This window comes from Brevibacterium sp., assembly GCF_052105255.1.
Lineage (GTDB): Bacteria > Actinomycetota > Actinomycetes > Actinomycetales > Brevibacteriaceae > Brevibacterium > Brevibacterium linens_B.
The window spans coordinates 1-20,241 of record NZ_JBQDYQ010000026.1; the positions used below are offsets into that span (position 1 = coordinate 1).

A 20,241-nucleotide genomic window follows, 5' to 3' on the forward strand; every position below is an offset into this window, starting at 1 on the left:
TGTTCTCGAATGCCAGCGACACCTCGTAGTCCATCTCGAAGCCGCGCTGGGACTGACGGATGAGGCCCAGGTAGGAGTTGTTGACGACGATGTGGACATAGGGGATCCGGTGCTGCGCGCCGACAGCGAGCTCTTCGAGCATGAATCGCCCGTGGAGTTCCCGTCAAGACCTTCCCCTCAGAACTACCTGACGGCGGCCCAGCAACCTCGCGAGGTTGCTGGGCCGCCGTCAGGTAGTAATTGGGGTCAGAGAGGGGTGCCGTCGACCCAGACGCCGGCGATGTCGGCCGGGGTGCCCATGGCGAAGATCGTCGCCAAAGCGTCCTCGTCATCGGCGGCGTGGCGGATGCCGACGTCCAAGGGCTGGCCCTCTGCCGGGCGGATGAGCACGGCGTCGAAGCGCTTGCCCGGACTCAGCACGCCGACATCGTCGAGTTCGAGCGCCTCGGCCCCGGCCGCAGTCGCCAGGTGCAGCAGATGCGCGGAGTTCAGGGCCACTCCCCCGGACGGATCGAGCTGCTGCATGAAGTACGACTGCACCCCTTCCTTGAGCAGGCTGAACCCGGTCCCCGCCCCGACGTCGGAGCCCAGAGCCACTCGGACGCCTGACTCGATATGCCGGCGCAGCGGGAAGAAGCCGCTGGCCAGAGCCGAGTTCGAGGTCGGGCAGTGCGCGGCCACGGATCCGGCCTCGGCCATGCGTGCCAGTTCCCGATCCTGCGGATGGACGTTGTGCGCAAGCACGGTCCGCCGCCCCACGAGTCCCGCCCGGTCGTAGGTGTCGAGATAGTCACGAGCCTCCGGGTGGATCTGCGCGACTCCGGAGATCTCGTCGACGTTCTCGTTCAGGTGCGAGGTCACCCAGATGCCCGGATTCTCCTCCACGAGGCGGCCGCCGGCGGCCAGCAGCTGCGGACCTGCGGAGAACGAGAAGCGCGGCGTCACCGCGTAGCGCAGTCGTCCGTTCCCGTGCCACCGGTCGATGAGCGCCTGGCTCTCCTCCGTCGAGCGCTCCACGTCGGTGAGCAGCGCCTCGGGCAGGTTCCGGTCGCTCGTCACCAGCCCGGAGGTGATCCGCAGCCCCGATTCTGAAGCGGCGGAGAAGAAGATGTCCATGGCGCTCGCGAAGTGCGAACCGAAGACCATCGCCGAGGTGGTCCCCGCCGAGATCAGCCCCGTGAGGAACTCGCCGGCCACCGCCTTCGCGTAGGCCGGGTCGGCGAGTTTCGCCTCTTCGGGCAGGGCGCACTGGTCGAGCCAGTCGAGCAGAGGCCGCCCGAGGTGGCCGATGGCACGGACCTGGGGCAGATGGACGTGGGTGTCGATGAGTCCGGGGATGAGCACACCGTCGCGGAGGTCGATGACCTCGGCGTCCGGATGCGCTGCTCGGGCGGCGTCGACATCGGTGCGGGAGGTGATGAGCCCGTCGTCGACGACGAGGGCGGTATCGGAAGCCGAACGCAGCCGGCCTCCGGTGAACGGGTTGTCCGGCGTATCGAAGACGCGGACACGGTAGATGACCACAGTGGTTCTCCTTGAGTCAGTGGTGAAAGTCAGTGATGAAAGTCAGCGTGAAGCTCAGCCGATGCGGCCGAGCAGGTCCGCGGCGACGCTCACGGCGATCGTCGCGGGGCCTTTGCCCGGCAGCTCGGGCAGTCCGATGGGGCACCGGATCGTGTCGACGGCCTCGAGGTCGAAGCCTTCGGAGGCGAGGTTCGTGCGGAAGCGCTGCCATTTCGCATTCGAGCCGATGAGCCCGACCGAGCCGAAGTCGCCGCGGGTCAGTGCCGCGGAGCACAGGTGCAGATCTTCGGCATGGTCGTGGGTCATGATGACCACGTGTGCGCCGGCCGGCAGCTCCGTGATCACCTCTTCGCCGACGACGGCGAATTCGCGGCGGATCCGCGCCACCGGCTCTTCCAACCCATTGAGAGCCTCGAGCTGTTCGGGACGCGAATCGGACAGGGTGAGGTCGAGATCGTGGCGGGCGAGGATCCGAGTGAGCTCGAGTCCGATGTTGCCGATGCCGAAGATCGCCACCGAGGCGGGCACGGGCAGGGGTTCGAAGAGCATCGTGACCTCTCCGCCGCAGCATTGGCGACCGTATTTGGCCGGAGCCTTGTCGTTGAGCCGCAGGGTGAGCATCTCCGGGGCCGTCTGCCCATCGGAGAGCAGTTCCCGGGCACGGGTGAGGGCCGTCATCTCGAGATTGCCCCCGCCGATGGTCCCGAAAAGGTCATCGGCGGTGGCGATCATCTTCGCTCCCGCCTCACGCGGGGCATGCCCACGCACCGCGGCGAGAGTGACGAGGACAGCCGGCACCCGAGCTGCGCGAAGCTCGGCTGCGGTGTCCATCCAGGTCATGACGGGACTCGTTGCCCTTCCCTCGCCGAGGCGGCCGCCCCCGAGCCCAGACCGCGGGCTTCCTCGATCGCCCAGAACACCGCTTCGGGTATGGCCGGGGACGCGAGGTCGATGCTGTGGCCGGGGCGTGCGAAGGCCCCGACGGCCTCGCGCAGGGCTTCGCGGACGGAGAAGGCGAGCATGAGCGGAGGTTCGCCCACGGCCTTCGACCCGTACACGGCTCCCTCTTCGTGTGCCTTGTCGAGGAAGGCGACGTTGAAGACCTCGGGGACTTCGGAGAAGCTCGGGATCTTGTACGTGCTCGCCGCTTGAGTGGCCAGACGTCCCCGGCTCGGCTTGTCCGATTCGTCCCAGCGCAGATCTTCCAGCGTCAGCCAGCCGGCACCCTGGATGAAGCCGCCCTCGATCTGTCCGAGATCGAGCAGCGGGGACAGGGAGTCTCCCACGTCGTGGACGATGTCGACGCGACGCAGGGTGTAGGAGCCGTCAAAGCGGTTGACTTCGACCTCGGACACCGCCGCTCCGTAGGCGAAGTACTTGAACGGCTCCCCGCGCATCTGCGAGAGGTTCCAGTGCAGTCCCTCGGTGCGGTAGAAGCCGGAGGCCGAGAGTTGGATGCGCTGGAAGTACGCGGTGTTGATCAGCTCTTCCCAGGTCACCGTCTTCGCAGACGACAGCGCGGAGACGATTCCCCGTGAGATCTCGACTTCATGCGCAGGAGCACCGAGGATGCTCGCGGCGACCTGTCGCAGCCGGTCGAGGATCTGGTCGCAGGCGTTCTTCACCGCTCCGCCGTTGAGGTCGGACCCGGAGCTCGCCGCCGTCGCCGAGGTGTTGGGCACCTTGTCCGTGCGGGTCGGGGCCAAGCGCACCGTCGACAGGGGCACGCCGAGGGTGGTGGCCGCGACCTGCAGCATCTTCTGGTGCAGGCCTTGCCCCATTTCGGTGCCGCCGTGGGTGACGAGGACGGAGCCGTCCTTGTACACGAGCACGAGCGCTCCGCCCTGGTTGAAGGCGGTGAGGTTGAACGAGATCCCGAACTTCACCGGAGTGATCGCCAGCCCCCGCTTGATGTGATCGTGGCTCGAGTTGAACGCCTCGATCTCAGCTTCGCGGGCGTCCAGATCGGATTGGGAGATGAGCTGATCCCAGCATGCTTCGATCCGCTCTGGATGACGCACCGGCTGATAGTAGGGAGTGTCCTGGCCGTCGGCATAGAAGTTCCGGCGCCGCAGCTCCCGGGCGGACAGCCCCAGCTGCGGGGCGACACGTCCGATGATGTCCTCCATGACGAGCATGCCCTGCGGGCCGCCGAAACCGCGGAAGGCCGTCTGCGAGGTCTTGTTGCATTTGGCGATGCGGCCGGTGACCCGGATGTTGGGCACCCAGTAGGCGTTGTCGATATGGCACATGGCGCGGGTGAGCACGGGTTCGGAGAGGTCGAGGCTCCACCCGCCGTCGGCGGTCAGCGTCGCATCGAGGGCGAGGATCTTCCCCTCCTCGGTGAATCCGATCTTCCAGGACGAGTGGAAACCATGCCGCTTTCCGGTCATGGTGATATCTCGGGTGCGGTCGAGACGCAGCCGCACCGGCCTGCCCGTGAGCTTCGCGCCGAGCGCGGCCAGGGCCGCGTAGCCGTGGGGCTGCATCTCCTTGCCGCCGAAGCCGCCGCCCATGCGCAGGCACTGCACGGTCACCTCGTGGGCGGGAACCCCGAGGACGTGGGAGACGATGTCCTGAGTCTCGGTGGGATGCTGGGTCGAGGACTGGATGAAGACCTGTTCGTTCTCGTCCATGTGGGCCAGGCAGGCCTGCGTCTCGAGGTAGAAGTGCTCCTGGCCGGCGAACTCGAATTCGCCTTCGAAGACATGAGCGGCATCAGCGAACGCGGAGTCGACCTCGCCCTTGTCGATCGACAGGGGTGTGCCGTGGTAGCTGTCGGCGGCGATCGCCTCAGCCACGGTCACCAGCGACGGCAGCTCCTCGACCTCGGCGGTGACGGCCGCCGCGCCTTCCTTCGCGGCCTCGAGGTCCTCGGCGAGGACCCAGGCCAGGGGCTGGCCGAAGAACATGATCTCGTCGACCGGCAGCATCGGCTCATCGTGTTTGACGCCCTGATCGTTGACGCCGGGAATATCGGCGGCGGTGATGACCTTGACAACTCCGGGCACCGCATAGGCGGGTGCCGTGTCGATCTCGCCGAGGCGGCCGTGCGCGGTCGTCGACTGCACGGGGAAGGCGTGGAGGACCCCGGTGAGACGGCCGACGAGGTCATCGGTGTAGAGCGCGGTACCGGTGACATGACCGAATGCGCTTTCGTGGTGGTGTCGTTCGCCGACGACCGGGTCGGCGGGGCGCTGGGAGAGCTGGCTCATCACTGGACCTCCTTGCTGGTCACGGCCGGGTGGCCGAGCTGCTCGGCGTAGAAGCGTTCGAGTGAGGACCGCAGCATCGCGGTCCGGTATTTCGCACTCGCCCGGTGGTCGTCCATCGGGGTGCCTTCGGCGGCGAGGGTCTCGGCCGCCGCGTGCACGGTCTCCAATGTCCATGGCCGGCCTTCGAGGAGGGCTTCGGTGGCGGTGGCGCGCAGCGGGGTGGCCGCGACTCCGCCGAGTCCGATCCGGGCCTTCGCGATCAATCCGTCCTGGATGTCGACGGCGTAGCCGATCGCCACCGAGGAGATGTCGTCGAAGCGGCGTTTGGCGATCTTCTGGAACGACGTCAGCGGGGACAGCGGCCGCGGGATGCGGATGGCAGTGATGAGTTCATCGGCTTCCCGCACAGTCTGCCGGTATCCGGTGAAGAAGTCGGCCAGTGCCACGGTTCGGGATCCGCGCACCGAGGTGAGCACGAGTTCGGCTTCGAGGGCCAGCAGCGCCGGTGGGGTGTCGCCGATGGGCGAACCGGTGCCGAGGTTGCCGCCGATGGTCGCCCCGTTGCGGATGAGGCGGGAGGCGAACTGTGGGAACAGCTTGCCCAGCAGCGGAATGTCTCCGGCGAGCTCACGTTCGAGTTCGGACAGGGTGCGGGAGGCGCCGAGTTCGACGAACGATTCGGTCCGGCGGATTCCGCGCATCTCCTCGAGCCGGTCGACGGCGAGGATGTTCTTACCGCGTGCTCCCTTGATGTTGACCTCGATGCCCCAGTCGGTGGCCCCGGCCACGACGGTCGCCTCGGGATCCTGGCTGAGGATGGAGGTCGCCTCGGCGAGGGTGGCGGGACGACGGTAGCGTCCGATCCGGCCCGTGGCGGTGTCGGCTCGCTGATAATCCGTGGCCACGGGGGCCGGTGCCGGGCGGTCACGGCGGGCGGCCAGCGCATCGTCGGCGGCAGGCTGCCCCAGCGCATTCGCGGCGTCGCGGATGGGGCGGTAGCCGGTGCAACGGCACAGGTTGCCCGACAGGGCGTGGAGGTCGAAGCCGTCCACGCAGCGATCGGGGCGGTAGTATTCGGCGGCCATCGAGGAGATGAAGCCGGGGGTGCAGTATCCGCACTGGGATCCGCCGCGCACGGCCATCTCTTCCTGGACGGGGTGGACGGAGTCTCCGTCGGCCAGACCTTCGGAGGTCACGACCTCTCCCCCGTCGAGGGCAGCTGCCGGCAGCAGGCAGGAGTTCACTGAGGTCCAGCGGGTTCCGCCGGATTCGTCGGGGCGGGCGACCATGATCGCGCAGGCCCCGCATTCGCCTTCGGCGCAGCCTTCCTTCGCTCCGGTCAGCCCCTGGCTGCGCAGGAAGTCCAGCGCATTCGTATGGGGTGGGCCGTCGAACTCGCGGACGGTCCCGTTGATTGTCACTTCGGCAGTTGACTGGTCAGTTGTCGCTGCGGACATCGCACTTCACACCTCCCGCGCCTCTCCACTGAGGCGCACAGTGCATGGTTGGAACAATGTGCTTCGTTCTTCGAGCTTCTGGTTATCCATGCGAACAGCGCAGAAGAACGCGGATGAGGGGACTGGTCGTCCCCGCAGGTCAAGCCCCGTGGGCGATCTGGCCCTTTCCCCAAGCTGAGTATCCGATCATTGTTCTCATGCCCCCAAGATAGCCGAAATCGGACCGCGAACGAAGTACAGGACGAATCCGGCCGAGACGACCCACAGCAGCCAGTGGACCTGGCGGGCACGGTTGCTCATGGCGTGGATGAGCGCCCAGGAGATGAATCCGACGCCGATTCCGTTGGCGATCGAATAGGTCAGCGGCATCGTCACCATGGTGAGGAAGACCGGCAGCGAGGTGCGGAAGTCGGTCATGTCGATCTCACGGATCTGCGTGACCATCATGGCGCCGACGACGACGAGCGCCGCAGCTCCGGCTTCCATCGGGATGACGGCGATGAGCGGTGAGAAGAACATCGACAGCAGGAACAGCACACCGGTGATGCAGGCGGCCAGACCCGTGCGTGCGCCTTCGGCGATTCCGGCTGCGGAGTCGACGAAGACCGTGTTCGACGATGCGGAGGCACCGCCGCCGAAGACCGCGCCGAGACCTTCGACGATGAAGGCTTCGCGGATGCGCGGGAACATTCCGTCCTCGGTCTGCAGCCCGGCGCTGCGGGCCAGTCCGGTCATCGAACCCATGGCGTCGAAGAAGTTCGTGAACACGAGGGTGAACACGAGCATCGTGGCCGCGAGGACTCCGATGTGCTGGAAGCCGCCGACGAGGTCGAAGGCGCCGATGAGACCGAAGTCGGGAAGGGCGATGACCTGTTTCGGGAATTCCGGCGCGGAGAGGTTCCAGCCCAGCGGGTCCGGATCGACCGGGTCGCCGACGGTTCCGAGCTTCGCGAACGCCTGGATGATGATCGCGGCGATCGTGGCCACGATGATGCCGATGAGGATGCCGCCGGGAATCCTCCGCGCCACGAGGATGCCGATGAGGACGAGCGCGAAGACGAAGACCAGCGTCGGCAGGGAGCCGATCGATCCGTCCTGACCCAGCTGGACGGGTGGGCCCGCCGGGGTGCGGGTGACGAACCCTGCGTTGACGAAGCCGATGAAGGCGATGAAGAGTCCGATGCCCACAGTGATCGCGATCTTCAGCGCATGTGGGACGGCATTGAAGATCGCGGTGCGGATGCCCGTGGCACCGAGGACGACGATGATGACGCCGTTGATGACCACCAGCCCCATCGCATCGGCCCAGGTGACCTCCTGGACGACGGAGACGGCGAGGAAGCTGTTCATGCCCAGGCCTGCGGCCAGGCCGAAGGGCAGTCGGGCGACGACGCCGAAGAGAATCGTGATGACGCCGGCGACGAGCCCGGTGACAGCGGTCAGCTGGGCGAAGTCGAGGCTGTCTCCGGCGACGTCCTGGGAACCGCCGAGGATGAGCGGATTGAGGACGACGATATAGGCCATCGCGACGAAGGCGACGATGCCGCCGCGGATCTCCTGCTTGATCGTCGAGCCTCGATGGGTGATTTCGAAGAATCTGTCGAGAAGCCCCGGTCTCGAAGATGCGGACTGCACCGCTTGGTCGTTGTCAGCCATTTCCATGGACCACCTCAGGTTGTTCGATTTGGTCAGCCGGCGACCTCATCGTCGTCGGCCCTGCGCCTTGAACGTGCGCAATGAAACAGTCGAGTATTCAGCCCCGGATACCGGACCGGGATACCGAAAAGTAATTCCATATCCCGGAAAGCTCTTTCTGTTTCACCGAGCAAGTCTCGCCGCTCGACCCTGGTGCGTCAATCATCACACCTCTGCCCGCGCCGATGCCATCCTTCGACGAGACAGACGAAACCCCTGACCAGAAACGTCTGATCAGGGGCTTCCCTTGGCGGTGGCGGTGGGATTTGAACCCACGGTAGGGGGTTGCCCTACACAACATTTCGAGTGTTGCACCTTCGGCCGCTCGGACACGCCACCGCCGACAACTGTACAGCGGTGGACTTTGTGCGTCCAAATCGGTTCGCCGTGAGCTGGGACACGTCAGCGTTTGGCCGCGAAGAACTCCCTCAGCAGGGCCCGACTCTCCTCCGCCCGGACGCCCGAGGTGACCTCCGGATGGTGGAGTGCGGCGCGGTCGCGCAGCAGATCCCAGACCGAGCCGACCGCCCCGGCCTTGTCGTCGAAGGCGCCGAAGACGACCCTGTCGATGCGGGAGCCGACAAGGGCCCCGGCGCACATCGCGCATGGTTCCAGGGTGACGACGAGCGTGCAGCCATCCAAGCGCCACTTCCCCCTCGCCGAGGCGGCAGCGGAGATCGCCATGAGCTCGGCGTGGCCGAGCGGATCGGTATCGACCTCCCGCCGATTGTGACCGCGCCCGATGATCTCACCGTCCCCGTCGACGACGACGGCACCGACGGGAACGTCGTCATGAGACGGGGCGAAGACCGCCTCGGCGAGGGCATGCCCCATCCATTCGCCGAACCGGGCCGTGGTCGCAGCGGTCAGCGTGCGGCCTCGAGCTGATCGGCGAAGCCGACGGTCTCGCCGACGTGGGCGACGACCCGGGCGGGATCGGATCGATAGCTCTCGACCTGGTCGATGAGCGTAGCGGCGGGGACTCCGCGGTCGGAGTAGATATCGGCGTCTCCGCCCCATTCGGAGTCAGCGTCGAATTCGAGCATCTCGACCTCGTCTTCGTCGTCGTCCCCGTCGGCGGCAGCCTCATCCTCCTCGGCGCCGAAGTCGTCTTCGGGTTCGGCATCGTAGGCGTCGGGGCGGGAGTCGAGGAAGTCGGCGAAGATCTCCGCGAACGGGCTCGCCTCGACGGCGGCGAGATCGGAGAGGAAGACCTTGACCTCGTTGTTCCGGCACAGGCGCACGAGCCCGAACCATTCGTCTTCGTGTTCGATGACGGCCACAGCCTCTCCGTCATCGCCGGCTGCCGAACGCATCATATCGACGAGGTCGTCGAGGTCGTTCGCGTCACGGACGTCGACATCGAGGGCGCGGAAGCCATCGCCGGAATCGGCCAGGATCTCAGTGAAGTACGACATGCCTCCATTGTGAACGCTTCGTCCCGCGTTGACCACTGCCGAAGCGGCGAAGTTCTCCCGTACCATATGGGGTATGCATCTTCACGTGGCCGATCACCCGCTCATCGCACACAAGCTCACCGCTCTGCGCGATGCGAACACGGATTCCGCTCGCTTCCGCCAGCTCACCGAAGAGCTCGTCATGCTGCTGGCCTACGAGGCGACCCGATCGGTAGCGGTCGAGGACAAGGAGATCTCGACCCCGGTGACGACGACCACCGGCACCCGCATCGCTGAACCCCGCCCCGTCGTGGTCCCGATCCTGCGCGCCGGCCTCGGCATGCTCGACGGAATGCTGCGCATTCTGCCCACCGCCGAGGTGGGCTTCCTCGGAATGGTCCGCGACGAGACGACCTTCGAACCCAGCGCCTATGCCGACCGTCTGCCCGATGACCTCACAGGTCGGCAGATCTTCGTCGTCGATCCGATGCTCGCCACCGGCGGCACCCTGGCCATGGCCATCGACTTCCTGCTCGCTCGCGGGGCTCGCGACGTCACTGCGGTGTGCCTCGTCTCCGCCCCCGAGGGTGTGGCACGCATCGAGCGCGACTACAGCGATTCTGCCGAAGTCAAGGTGTACACGGCGGCTCTCGATGAGAAGCTCAACGAGAAGGGCTACATCGTGCCCGGACTCGGCGACGCCGGGGACCGGATGTACGGAGTCGTCGACTGACGGCATGCGCGGATGACGTTTTCGGTCGTCAGCCTCGGCGACTGTGTCGTCATATTTCGTCACAGTCGTCTCATTTTCGAACTTTCCTTTGCACGGCCGAACTTTTGTGACAAATAATGAAGCCATGACTTCGACGATTCATCAGATGCGAATGCCGGGCGCACATATGTGTATGCCCTGCGTTCGTGGTCGGTGATCCCACTCCCGCTGTCCGGCCTCGAACGAGTTCACTCAAGCAGCGGACTCTTCCAGTCATATCGACCGCATGGTCGAAAGCGAAGGACAGCTATGCCGAACCCAGAACCCGCCTACATCCATCCCCGCAGTGCAGTGGCCACTCGACGTGCAGGAGCCAGGTTGAGCGCAGTCGACCCGCAGAACCCACCGCACACCTACGGGCCCGCCGGAGTCGTCCCCTCGCCGAAGGCCGCCCGCGGAATCATCGTCTACATCGGACTCGATGAGACCAAGGCCGCCGCCGACGGCACAAACCTCTCCGCGATCGCCGCTGAGCTGCAAGCCTACGCCAAGGAACTCGCCAGCCAGGCCGAGACCCAGGCTGTCATCGCCTTGGCCCCGGAGGGCCGCGGCAGCGATATCGACGCTGTCCGGGCCGTGGCCACCGGCTCCCCGGCCGCGACCGGTGCGCCGGCGGCGACACACGGGCCCGTGCGTTCGCGCATTCCCAACCGCATCCACCCGCCGGCTCTGCGCGAGGAGACCGCTCCGGCGGCTCCCGCGCCCCGCGGTTTCGGCGGTCGCGCCGGCGATGCCTACACCCAGGCGACCGGGGAACGTCTGCGCATCGACATTCCACGCCGCGAGGTCCGCATCGACGGTGACCTCGTCGATGTCACGACGAAGGAATTCGACCTGCTCGCCACCCTCGTCTCCCACGCCGATGAGACCCTGCCCCGGGAGGACCTCATCACCGCGGTGTGGTCCGGCGGTGAGGTTCCCGACGAACGCACCGTGGATGTCCATATCCGCCGACTGCGGCGCCGCCTCGGCGAATATGCCTCCGTGGTGCGCACGATGAGGGGTTCGGGGTATCGCTACGACACTCACCCCGATGTGACGGTGTGGAGCGCGACGGCGCGTCGCTGATCTCGTGCGGCTGTGAGCCGCGCCGCAAGTCGCTTCCAGCGTGGGGCCAGACTTCCCGGTTAAGATCGTTGATCGATGAACCAGGCATACTCCGCACCGCGCAGAAGACACAGCCCCGCGAAGGGCATCACCGCATTGATCCTCGGGATCCTCTATGCGGCATTCCTGCTTTTCCACAATCTGCTGCCGACGCGGATGGGCGTCGCGCTCATCCTCGAATCCGTGCTGCCGTGGACGGGGATCGTCCTCGCGCTCGTGCTGCTCATGTTCCTCATCCGCTTCTCGTGGCTCTCGGCCATCGGATTCCTCGTGCCCGCTCTGGTGTGGACGGGGATGTTCGGTCCGGCCCTGCTGCCGAACGATGATTCCGGTGATCCGGACCTGACGGTGGCCACCCACAACGTGGGGGCGAGGATGCCGCAGCCCACCGCTGCCGCGCAGAACATCGTCGACCGTGATCCGGACATCGTCACGATCCAGGAGCTCGAGTCGCTGTCGGGCAAGATCATCCACAAAGAGCTCGACTCCTCGTTCGAGCATTCTCAGGTCGTCGACACCATCGGAGTCTGGTCGAAATGGCCGATGTCGGAGCCCGAGGAGGTCGACCTCGGCCTGCAGTGGCCGCGCGCGTTCGCGACCACGATCTCGACCGATCACGGTGACATCCGCTTCTATGCCGTGCATATGCCATCGGTGCGCCCCGGTCACGAATCGATGCGCAATGCCGCTCTGCGCCGGTTGGCCACGACCGTGGAGACCGACAGCGCCGAGCATGTCGTCATCGCCGGCGATTTCAACACGGCGACGACCGACAACAATATGGAGACCCTGGTGCCGCCGCTGCAGGATACCCGGGAAGAGGCCCGAGGCGGCTTCGGCTTCACCTGGCCCGCCCGGTTCCCCGTGACCCGACTCGACCATGTCCTCTACCGCGGTTTCGACGCCACCTCCGACGAGGTGCTCGAACGCGGATCGAGTGACCATCGCGCCGTCCTCGCCGGGCTCGACCTCAAGTAGTCCGGGTCGGTTCATGCACGCGTCTCAATTCGTGCACGCGTCTCAGTTCGTACACTGCCCTGTCGGCTGCGGTGTGCGCTCGGCGGCACCGGCGTTGAGTTCGTCGGCGATCTCGGCTCGGGTAAGGGCGTAGCCGGTTTCGTCATCGGTGGCCGAACGGGCGAAGACCATGCCGACGACATTTCCGTCGGCATCGATGAGCGGGCCTCCCGAGTTGCCTTCCCTCACGATTCCGCGCAGGGCATAGACTTCCCGGACGACCGACTGCGAGTCGTAGATGTCGAGTCCGCGGGCGTTGATCTTCTCCCGCACGCGGGCCGGTGAGATCGTATAGGGACCGTTGGCGGGGAATCCCACGACGACGGAGTCGTCGCCGGGTCCGAGCCCGTTTCCGAAGTCGAGGGCGGGGGCCTCGAGCCCAGCGACTCGGAGCACGGCCACATCGGCTTCGGCATCGAATTCGACGACCTCGGCCCGGTACGGCCTGCCCTTGCCCCCGACCTGTACGGCCAGTTCCGTGGACCCGGCCACGACGTGGGCGTTGGTGGCGACGAGTCCATCCTCATAGACGAAGCCGGAGCCTTCCGAACCGGTGGCGCAGCTGGTGGCCGTCGTCGTGATCTTGACGACCGAATCGTCGACGCTGCGTCCGACGGCGACCATGCCTTCGTCGGGTTCTCCGACTCCGCGGATCTGTTCGGGCTGACCGGAGAACACCTGTGGGAACCCGGAGGCGCTCAGTCCCTTCGCCAGTCCGCCCAGCGCGTTCTGGGAAGAGTAGGGAATGGTGCGATCGATCGCGGCGATGACCGTGGAGTCGGCGACCCAGCGGTTGGGTTCGACGAGCGGGGTGGTGCGGATGAAGCCGGCGGCGAGCCAGACGACGAGGACATAGACGACCCCGGCGGTGATGGTGCCGCCGATCGCATCGATGCCCTGACCGAGGTCGGAGTCCATGTTGTGCTTGATCCACGCGCCGATGCCGCTGCCGGCGAAGGCGAAGAGAACGCTGAGGACCAACGGCATCGAGGCCAGCAGCATGAGCACACCGGGGTTGTCCATGACGTCGGTGCCGGCGCTCAGCGATTCGACGAACGGGGAGAGCAGGCGCCCGAGAATCCAGCCGACGATGAAGCCGGCCGCGGTTCCGAGCGCGGTGATGATGCCCTGGCGGAACCCGGCGAAGAGCGCCCCGATGCCGAAGACGATGAGGAGGATGTCGAAGATCGTCACCGCTGGAACTTACCGCACAGTCTGTCTGGAGGCCGCGAGCAGTCGTTCGCGGGCGTCGGAGAACTGTTTGAGTTCGGCTCGTTCGATCTTGCGTTCCTGTTCGCCGCCGATACCCGCGAGCACACGCATCCGCGTCGTCGACAGTCTGCCGGAGGTGCGGATCATGGTCTTCATCTCCTCCTTGCCGCCGGGGAACGACTTCGCCCAGTCGCGGCCGTTCTTCCGACCCTTCCAGGTGCCGAGCATGTCGACCTCGGCGTGGGTGAGCCAACCGGAGTTCGCATAGTCGCCGAGCATGTTCTGGGTGTGCATTCGCTCGCTGCGGCGCAGAAGGAGTCCCAGCGTCACCCAGGCGGCGGAGAGAATGGCGCTGAGCACGACGAGGCCGATGATCTGCGGGAGCATTCCGCCCATCACGTTGCGGGTCGCTTGCCCGAACACACCGAGGAGAGTCATCGAGGCGTTCCAGAAGCCGTGCAGGACCATGCCGAGCACGAGTCCGGGCAGCCACATGAGGATGAGCGACCACCACGGCCATTTGCGGGCGGCGAGGCCGATCGACACACCGGCGCAGGTCGAAAATGCAGTGTGCAGCAGCGGTGAGCCGAGGCAGCGCATGGCGAATGTCACTGCCAGTCCCGGAAGTTCGCCGTCGTTCCATGATTGGCCGAGGTAGAGGATGTTCTCGGTGAAGGCGAATCCGGCACCGATGAGCGAACCGTAGACGAGCCCGTCGAGGGGGCCTTCGAAGTGGCGCCGGGCGGCGAGGACGATGACGAGCAAGAGGAAGGTCTTGGTCGATTCCTCGAGGATCGGAGCCTGGATGACTGCACCGATGACGTCGGGCACCCCATTGATGCCGACCATATAGAGAGCGATGTCACCGACGAGTGAGAAGCCGAGGGTGAGGATGACCGAAGCGACGGCTCCCCAGAGCAGACAGATGCCGAGGAGGAGCTTCGGCTTCGGTTTCCACCGGTCGAGCCAGAGCACATACGCGATGATTGCCAGAAGCGGGATCGCTGCGAGTCCGATGAGACCGAAGAGGCGGACACCGAAGCTCAGTCCGCCGAGCAGAGCGAGAAGGCCGAGCCCACCGACGAGAGCGACGAGAACGAGGATCGCGGCGACGAGGCGGACGATGTTTCCGGTCGAATCGGGTTCGGTCTCCGGTTGTGCCTTTCGCACGGCACCGGTCCAGGGAGTATCGGTGACGACCTGTTGAGGTGCCTGCATTCCTGCACGGATCCGCATCTCCTGAGTCACCGTCGGCGCAAACCGCGGCTGCGCGTAGACCCGAGCCTGCGCCGGTGGGGGCGCATACATCACGGGCTGGCCTGGAACCGGCTGCATCTGCGGGTGCATGGGACGACCGGGACCTGGCATCGGCTGACCCTGCGGTGGCAGCTGGCGGCCGGGTGCCTGCTGGGGCGGCGGAACCTGTTGCTGTCCCTGCACGGGAGGCTGCTGATTCGGCTGCTGCGTTCCCAGTGGTCGCGGTCGGAACCGATCATGATTCGGCTGCTGATTCTGCGGCACTGGACCCTGTTGGCCCTGCGGCGGCATCTGACCCTGCACCGGAGGCACGTTCGGGTTCGGAGGGCCCTGCACGCGGGGCGGCTGCGGTCTCTGCGAACCGGGGCCGTTGTGTGCCGACATAGTTGTGTCCTTCTGCATTGGGGAAATTGCCGCTCACCACAGTCTAGAGTCAGCACCGGTGGCAGACCGCCTGACTGTGTATCCATCCAGCAACACTTCAGCCGACTGCCATCTCATGGGAATGCCGCCGTCATCCGATTTCCCCCACCTCCGAATGTCGTTGCTCAGCGGACTCAGACATTTTCGGCTGTGGACGACCACGAGCTCCGCACCGCGTACCGAGGTGACTGTCGGGCCGCCTCGGCGAGCCTGTCCATTCGTGCAGCGCCGAGAACCGCGAATCGATCGCGTTCCACTCCCCCACCCCGACACTGCCCATCAGCACTCCACTCCAACGTCAAATCCTGTGGATACGCAAGCTGCTTTCCACAGGCCCTCGACCGGCTCTGGCCTCAGAGCTGCCTGCACGTGTCGAATCGGTCCATGACTACTCTCAGACTCGCATCGCTGCGCACCGCACTCCTCTTCATCGTCCTCTCCGTGGCCTCTCTCATCGGGCTGGGTCCGGCCATGGCGGCGGGACCGCCGGTCAGCCTCGGCGAGGTACCGGTGCACACCGCGCCCAACGCCTATGGTCCAGGCATCTGGCATCACGCGAAGCAGGGCAAGACATGGTACGGCTCCTATCGGACCTTCCCCGACACCTCCGCCTACTGCATCGATGCCGGGAAGAAGTCACCGCTGGCGAAGTATTTCAAGGACGCGAAAGCCGAACAGGTCACCTCGGCCCAGACGGCCTGGGCCCTCTCTGAATATGCGGGATCGAAGTCGAAAGATGTGCAGGCCGCACTGAGCGCGATGGCGCGCCTCGACAAGAACCTTCCCCACGACCACAAGGTGCCGCCGCAGAAGCCGGACGACCTGGGCAAGAAGTTCGCTGCTGCCGCCAAGAAGCACACGACGATCCTCGCCGAGGCGAAGAAGTTCGCGGGACCGTACACTCTCGACATCAGCCTCGAACCAGTGCTGCGGATGCCTGTGCTCGAACCCTATGCCGCCCCGGGATCCTCCACTTCTCCTGATTCCTGGGCCTCCGATTCGCCGAACAGCGACAAACATTCGCCGAACAGCGACCAGGATTCGCCCGACAGCAGCAAAGACGACGACCGCCCGAAGATCCTCGGCACTCCGACCGATGAGGCGACGCTGAAGGTCTCCCTCCTCAGCGCCTCCGGGGCCCAGGTTCCCGATGTCCCCGTCACCCTCAAGATTGCCGGCGCTGAGAAGGCCCCGAAAACCGTGACCACCGGAGCAGAACCCGTGACTCAGACGCTCAAGGCGAGCGCGCCCGGAACCGTGTCCGTGACTGCTTCGGCGAAGGTCGCCCCGCAGACCGTGCGTGTCTTCGAACCGAGTTCCGGTACACGCGTGCAGCGAGTCATCACCCCGGACACTCCCGATTCCGTCACGGACAAGGCGTCGTTGGAAATGACGTCCCAGCCGAAGGTGACCACCGAGATCTCCGACCAGACCCCGACACCCGGCGGGTCCGTCACCGACGAGTTCACGGTCTCCGGTCTCATCGGCGACCACACGGTCACGGTCGAGCACACCCTGTGGCAGACCGCGACGTCACCGAAACAGGGTGTGAAGAACGATGATGCCCGCGAGATCGGATCCGTGACCTCGAAGGATATCGGCAACGGCACCCATACGTCCGGCGAGGTCACCGTGCCCGAGGACTTCCGCGGCTGGCTGTACTTCACCGAAACGATCGCCGGGGACAAAGCGACGAAGGAATGGAAGGGAATCCACGGTCAACCCCGTGAGACCGGGTTCGTCCCGTGGACTCCGACCGCCGACACCGAGGCGGTGCTGGACGGAACATCAACCCACGACGAGGTGGCTGTGACCGGTCTGCGGCCCGGTTCCGAAGCCGTGCTCACCGTCACCGCGTATCACGTCGAGGACGAACCCGTGCAGTCGAAGGAGACCGACGGTACGGAGCTGTCCGTGCAGGACTTCACCGTCAACGCCGACGAGAACGGCCACGTCGAGATCACCACGGAGCCCATCGACATGCCGGTCGGCTGGGTCACCTATGTGACCACGATCGAGGGCAGCGACGTCAACGCCGCATGGACGAGCGACTGGGGTGTTCCGGTTGAAACCGTGCACCGCCCACCCGAGGAGAAACCGAGCACTCCCCCGGCACCGCCAGAGGAACCGAGCACGCCACCGACTCCCCCGGAACAACCGGAGCAGCCGAGCACTCCCCCGGCTCCTCCGGAACAGCCAGAGACACCCGAAGCCCCGGAGAAGCCCGAAACGCCACCGGTCGAACCGGTCGCCGAGACTCCCGCAGCTCCGGCACCGACGGGCGAACTGCCCCGCACCGGCGCGACTGGCACCGGCATGCTCATCGGCCTGGGCATCGTCTTCGTCGGACTCGGCTCAACGATCCTGCTGATCTGCGGCAACCGCAGCAGGAAAGACTGAGAGGCTGTGAATGCACGTCACCCCCGACCGCGAATCAGCGGCCGGGGGTGGTCTCAGCTCAGTCCTGCACCCAAGTGTCGGCCCAGGCGCGGGCGCCGTTCATCATCAGGCCGACATCGGCACCGACGAGAACGAAGGACGCTCCGGCGTCCAGGTACTTCCGAGCCTGCTCGGGATCGAAGGCGTTGACACCGACAGGTTTGCCGGCAGCCTTCACTGCCTCGAAGGTCCTGGCCACCGCGTCGGTGACGTCCGGGTGGGTCTGCTGGCCGAGCAGCCCCATCGACGCGGCCAGGTCCGAGGGACCGACGAAGACCTGGTCGATTCCGTCGACCGCGGCGATCTCGGCGGCATTGTCGACCGCGGTCGCCGATTCGATCTGCACCGTCAGGGATACGAATTCCTCCGCGCGCCCCAGGTATCCGTCCACGGCGTTCCACCGGGAGGCCCTGGCCAGGGCCGAACCGACCCCGCGCACACCTCTCGGCGGATAATGGACGGCCGCCACGGCCGCCTCGGCGTCGGATTTCGTATCGACCATCGGCACGAGCAGGTTCTGCGCTCCGAGGTCGAGGTACTGCTTGATGAGCACCCGATCATTCACCGGCACCCGGACGACGGGGGTGGCCGGGTAGCCGTTCATCGCGCGCAGCAGACTCGTCGTGGTCTCGAGTCCGATCGGGGAATGCTCGGCGTCGATGAGCACCCACTGCATTCCCGAGGCCGCGGCGATCTCGGCAGCCACGGGCGAACCCGAGCACACCCACATTCCGGCCAGGTACTCGCCGCCGCCGAGTCCGGCCACACGGTCGGTGAAGGTCTGCGGAAGCTCTACTCGAAACGGCATGTGATGACTCCCAGCTCTCCGTAGTCGGCGTGGACGGTGTCGCCGGGATGGACCCACATGGGGCGGGTGAACGATCCGGCGAGCACGGTCTCTCCTGCCCGCAGCACGTCTCCGTGTTCGGCGAGTTTGTTCGCCAGCCACACGATTCCGCGCGCGGGATGGTCGAGGACGGCGGCGGCGACTCCGGAGTCCTCGATCGTCTCATTGCGATAGAGCAGAGCGTTCACCCGACGCAGGTCGACGGCATCGACCGCGACCGGCTGACCACCGAGGACCATCGCCGCCAGCGCCGCATTGTCGGAGATGGTGTCGACGATCGTGCGACCCTCCATCTCGATGCGCGAGGACAGGACCTCGAGTGCGGGGACGACGTACTCAGTGGCGCGGAGGACGTCGAAGAGACTGGCATCGGGTCCGCGGAGCTCATCACGCAGCACGAAGGCGAGTTCGACCTCGATGCGCACCCCGGAGTACTGGGAATGATCGATCACGGAACCGGTGTCATAGACCTGGTCGGCGAAGATCGCTCCGTAATCGGGTTCGGTGATGCCGGTGGCCTGTTGCATCGGCTTCGAGGTCAGTCCGATCTTATGACCATAGAGCCGACGGCCGGCAGCCTCCCCGCGACGGCGCCATTCGTTCTGCACCGCATAGGAGTCTTCGACCGTCATATCCGGGTACTTCGCGGTGAGCAGACCGATCTTCTTTCCTGTCCGCTCCGCAGCCGCGAGATCGTCGGCGATGGCCGCGATCGTTGCCTCATCGAGCATGTGGGTTCCTTTCAGAGCTGGTTGCCCAGCTTGCCCTCGTTCTCATCCGCGCGGGTGTAGGAGAACCCGTCGGCACCGATCGTCACGGCCATCTCCGAATCGTCCGTGCGGGCGTGTACGGGCTGCGGGTTGCCGTCGAGATCGAGGACGAGCGAGGCATCCGTGTACCAGGACGGCACAACAGGGTTGCCCCACCAGTCGCGGCGCTGATTGTCGTGGACGTTCCAGGTGATGACCGGATTGTCCGGGTCGCCGGTGTAGTAGTCCTGCGTGTAGACCTCGACGCGGTGTCCGTCGGGGTCGCGCAGGTAGAGGTAGAACGCATTCGAGACGCCGTGGCGGCCGGGCCCGCGTTCGATCGAGTCGGACCGGCGGAGGGCACCGAGTTTGTCGCAGATGGAGAGGATGTTGTGCTTCTCATGCGTGGCGAAGCAGACATGGTGCATGCGCGGTCCGTCTCCGCCGGTCATCGCCGTGTCATGGACGGTGGCCTTGCGGCGCATCCACGCGGCGTAGACCGTGCCCTCTTCATCCTGGATGTCCTCGGTGACACGGAACCCGAGATCCTGCATGTACTTCACCGCCCGCGGCACATCCGGGGTGACCTGATTGAAGTGGTCGAGGCGGACGAGTTCGCCGGGGATGTGCAGGTCGTAGCGCCACGACATGCGTTCGACATGATCGGATTGGTAGAAGAACTCGTACGGGAAGCCGAGCGGGTCGACCACCCGCACGGAGTCGCCCACACCCTTGACGAAGCCGTCGGCGCTGCGGCGGACATCGCAGCCGAGTTCGGTGTAGAAGGCCACGGCCTTGTCGAGCTCTTCCGGGCTGCGCACCCGGTAGGAGAACGCAGCCACGGCAGCAACCTCGCCCTTGCGCAGGACCAGGTTGTGGTGGATGAACTCCTCCGTCGAGCGCAGGTAGAGCGTGTTCTCGTCCTCTTCGGTGACATAGAGTCCGAGCACGTCGACGTAGAACTCCCGCGACGCGGCCAGATCGGTGACGACAAGTTCCATATAGGCGCAGCGGAGGATGTCGGGCGGGCTCGCCTGCGGCGTGGCGATGGGGTTGTCGGCGGCGATGCTCGTCTCCTGGCTGACGAAATAGCCGGCAGAGGTCCGAGTCATATCAGTGCGTTTGGTCAT

The 20,241-nt window shown here is 65.9% G+C and carries 16 protein-coding genes, 1 tRNA gene and 1 pseudogene; 4 read left to right on the forward strand and 14 right to left on the reverse strand.

Annotated features, from left to right (window positions below; translation table 11 throughout):
• The 9 genes and pseudogenes from ACTIIH_RS08940 to ACTIIH_RS08980 form a co-directional block, all read right to left on the reverse strand.
• Positions 1 to 148 (reverse strand): annotated as a pseudogene (locus ACTIIH_RS08940) (thiamine pyrophosphate-dependent enzyme); the annotation flags it as partial.
• Positions 149 to 246: 98 nt separating this feature from the next.
• Entirely contained in the window at positions 247 to 1,524 is a 1,278-nt protein-coding gene (gene guaD / locus ACTIIH_RS08945) for a guanine deaminase (RefSeq protein ID WP_441451485.1), read from the reverse strand.
• Positions 1,525 to 1,578: 54 nt separating this feature from the next.
• On the reverse strand, positions 1,579 to 2,364 hold the full coding sequence (xdhC, locus tag ACTIIH_RS08950) for a xanthine dehydrogenase accessory protein XdhC (RefSeq protein ID WP_441451486.1): 786 nt from the start codon (positions 2,362 to 2,364) through the stop codon (positions 1,579 to 1,581).
• Positions 2,361 to 4,739 (reverse strand): xanthine dehydrogenase molybdopterin binding subunit, encoded by a 2,379-nt coding sequence (gene xdhB, locus ACTIIH_RS08955; protein ID WP_441451487.1) that lies wholly within the window; start codon positions 4,737 to 4,739, stop codon positions 2,361 to 2,363. Before xdhB ends, xdhC begins: the two co-directional genes overlap by 4 nt.
• A complete protein-coding gene (locus ACTIIH_RS08960) occupies positions 4,739 to 6,196 on the reverse strand; it encodes a xanthine dehydrogenase small subunit (protein WP_441451488.1) in 1,458 nt (485 codons plus the stop codon). Before ACTIIH_RS08960 ends, xdhB begins: the two co-directional genes overlap by 1 nt.
• A 195-nt stretch (positions 6,197 to 6,391) precedes the next feature.
• On the reverse strand, positions 6,392 to 7,852 hold the full coding sequence (locus ACTIIH_RS08965) for an NCS2 family permease (protein ID WP_441451489.1): 1,461 nt from the start codon (positions 7,850 to 7,852) through the stop codon (positions 6,392 to 6,394).
• A 287-nt stretch (positions 7,853 to 8,139) separates the two neighbouring features.
• Positions 8,140 to 8,230: transfer RNA gene (locus ACTIIH_RS08970), tRNA-Ser, on the reverse strand.
• A 63-nt stretch (positions 8,231 to 8,293) separates the two neighbouring features.
• Positions 8,294 to 8,725 carry a nucleoside deaminase gene (locus tag ACTIIH_RS08975; RefSeq protein ID WP_441091704.1) on the reverse strand — a complete coding sequence of 144 codons (432 nt, stop codon included), beginning with the start codon at positions 8,723 to 8,725 and terminating at the stop codon, positions 8,294 to 8,296.
• Between the two features lie 32 nt (positions 8,726 to 8,757).
• Positions 8,758 to 9,309 (reverse strand): tRNA adenosine deaminase-associated protein, encoded by a 552-nt coding sequence (locus tag ACTIIH_RS08980; protein ID WP_441091703.1) that lies wholly within the window; start codon positions 9,307 to 9,309, stop codon positions 8,758 to 8,760.
• A 73-nt stretch (positions 9,310 to 9,382) separates the two neighbouring features.
• Between ACTIIH_RS08980 and upp the strand changes: the two genes are divergently transcribed.
• From upp to ACTIIH_RS08995, 3 genes are all read left to right on the forward strand, one after another.
• Positions 9,383 to 10,021 carry a uracil phosphoribosyltransferase gene (gene upp / locus ACTIIH_RS08985; protein WP_441091702.1) on the forward strand — a complete coding sequence of 213 codons (639 nt, stop codon included), beginning with the start codon at positions 9,383 to 9,385 and terminating at the stop codon, positions 10,019 to 10,021.
• A 288-nt stretch (positions 10,022 to 10,309) separates the two neighbouring features.
• Complete coding sequence (locus ACTIIH_RS08990; protein WP_441451490.1) at positions 10,310 to 11,128, forward strand: winged helix-turn-helix domain-containing protein; 819 nt, start codon at positions 10,310 to 10,312, stop codon at positions 11,126 to 11,128.
• 75 nt (positions 11,129 to 11,203) lie between these two features.
• Entirely contained in the window at positions 11,204 to 12,145 is a 942-nt protein-coding gene (locus ACTIIH_RS08995) for an endonuclease/exonuclease/phosphatase family protein (protein ID WP_441451491.1), read from the forward strand.
• Between the two features lie 42 nt (positions 12,146 to 12,187).
• On the opposite strand, the gene ACTIIH_RS09000 is transcribed toward ACTIIH_RS08995, so the two are convergent.
• Positions 12,188 to 13,378: a MarP family serine protease gene (locus ACTIIH_RS09000; protein WP_441451492.1), complete on the reverse strand. Its 1,191-nt coding sequence runs from the start codon at positions 13,376 to 13,378 to the stop codon at positions 12,188 to 12,190.
• A gap of 9 nt (positions 13,379 to 13,387) precedes the next feature.
• A complete protein-coding gene (locus tag ACTIIH_RS09005; RefSeq protein ID WP_441451493.1) occupies positions 13,388 to 14,764 on the reverse strand; it encodes a PrsW family intramembrane metalloprotease in 1,377 nt (458 codons plus the stop codon).
• 696 nt (positions 14,765 to 15,460) lie between these two features.
• Here ACTIIH_RS09005 and ACTIIH_RS09010 point away from each other — a divergent pair.
• Positions 15,461 to 17,476 carry an LPXTG cell wall anchor domain-containing protein gene (locus tag ACTIIH_RS09010; protein ID WP_441091697.1) on the forward strand — a complete coding sequence of 672 codons (2,016 nt, stop codon included), beginning with the start codon at positions 15,461 to 15,463 and terminating at the stop codon, positions 17,474 to 17,476.
• A 58-nt stretch (positions 17,477 to 17,534) separates the two neighbouring features.
• On the opposite strand, the gene ACTIIH_RS09015 is transcribed toward ACTIIH_RS09010, so the two are convergent.
• The 3 genes from ACTIIH_RS09015 to hpaD are packed head-to-tail and all read right to left on the reverse strand — an operon-like array spanning position 17,535 to position 20,241.
• On the reverse strand, positions 17,535 to 18,323 hold the full coding sequence (locus ACTIIH_RS09015; RefSeq protein WP_441451494.1) for an HpcH/HpaI aldolase family protein: 789 nt from the start codon (positions 18,321 to 18,323) through the stop codon (positions 17,535 to 17,537).
• The gene (locus ACTIIH_RS09020) at positions 18,308 to 19,093 is read right to left on the reverse strand and encodes a fumarylacetoacetate hydrolase family protein (RefSeq protein WP_441451495.1); all 786 of its coding nucleotides are present in this window, start codon (positions 19,091 to 19,093) and stop codon (positions 18,308 to 18,310) included. The genes ACTIIH_RS09015 and ACTIIH_RS09020 overlap by 16 nt, the downstream gene beginning before the upstream one ends.
• Positions 19,094 to 19,104: 11 nt before the next feature.
• Complete coding sequence (hpaD, locus tag ACTIIH_RS09025) at positions 19,105 to 20,241, reverse strand: 3,4-dihydroxyphenylacetate 2,3-dioxygenase (protein ID WP_441451496.1); 1,137 nt, start codon at positions 20,239 to 20,241, stop codon at positions 19,105 to 19,107.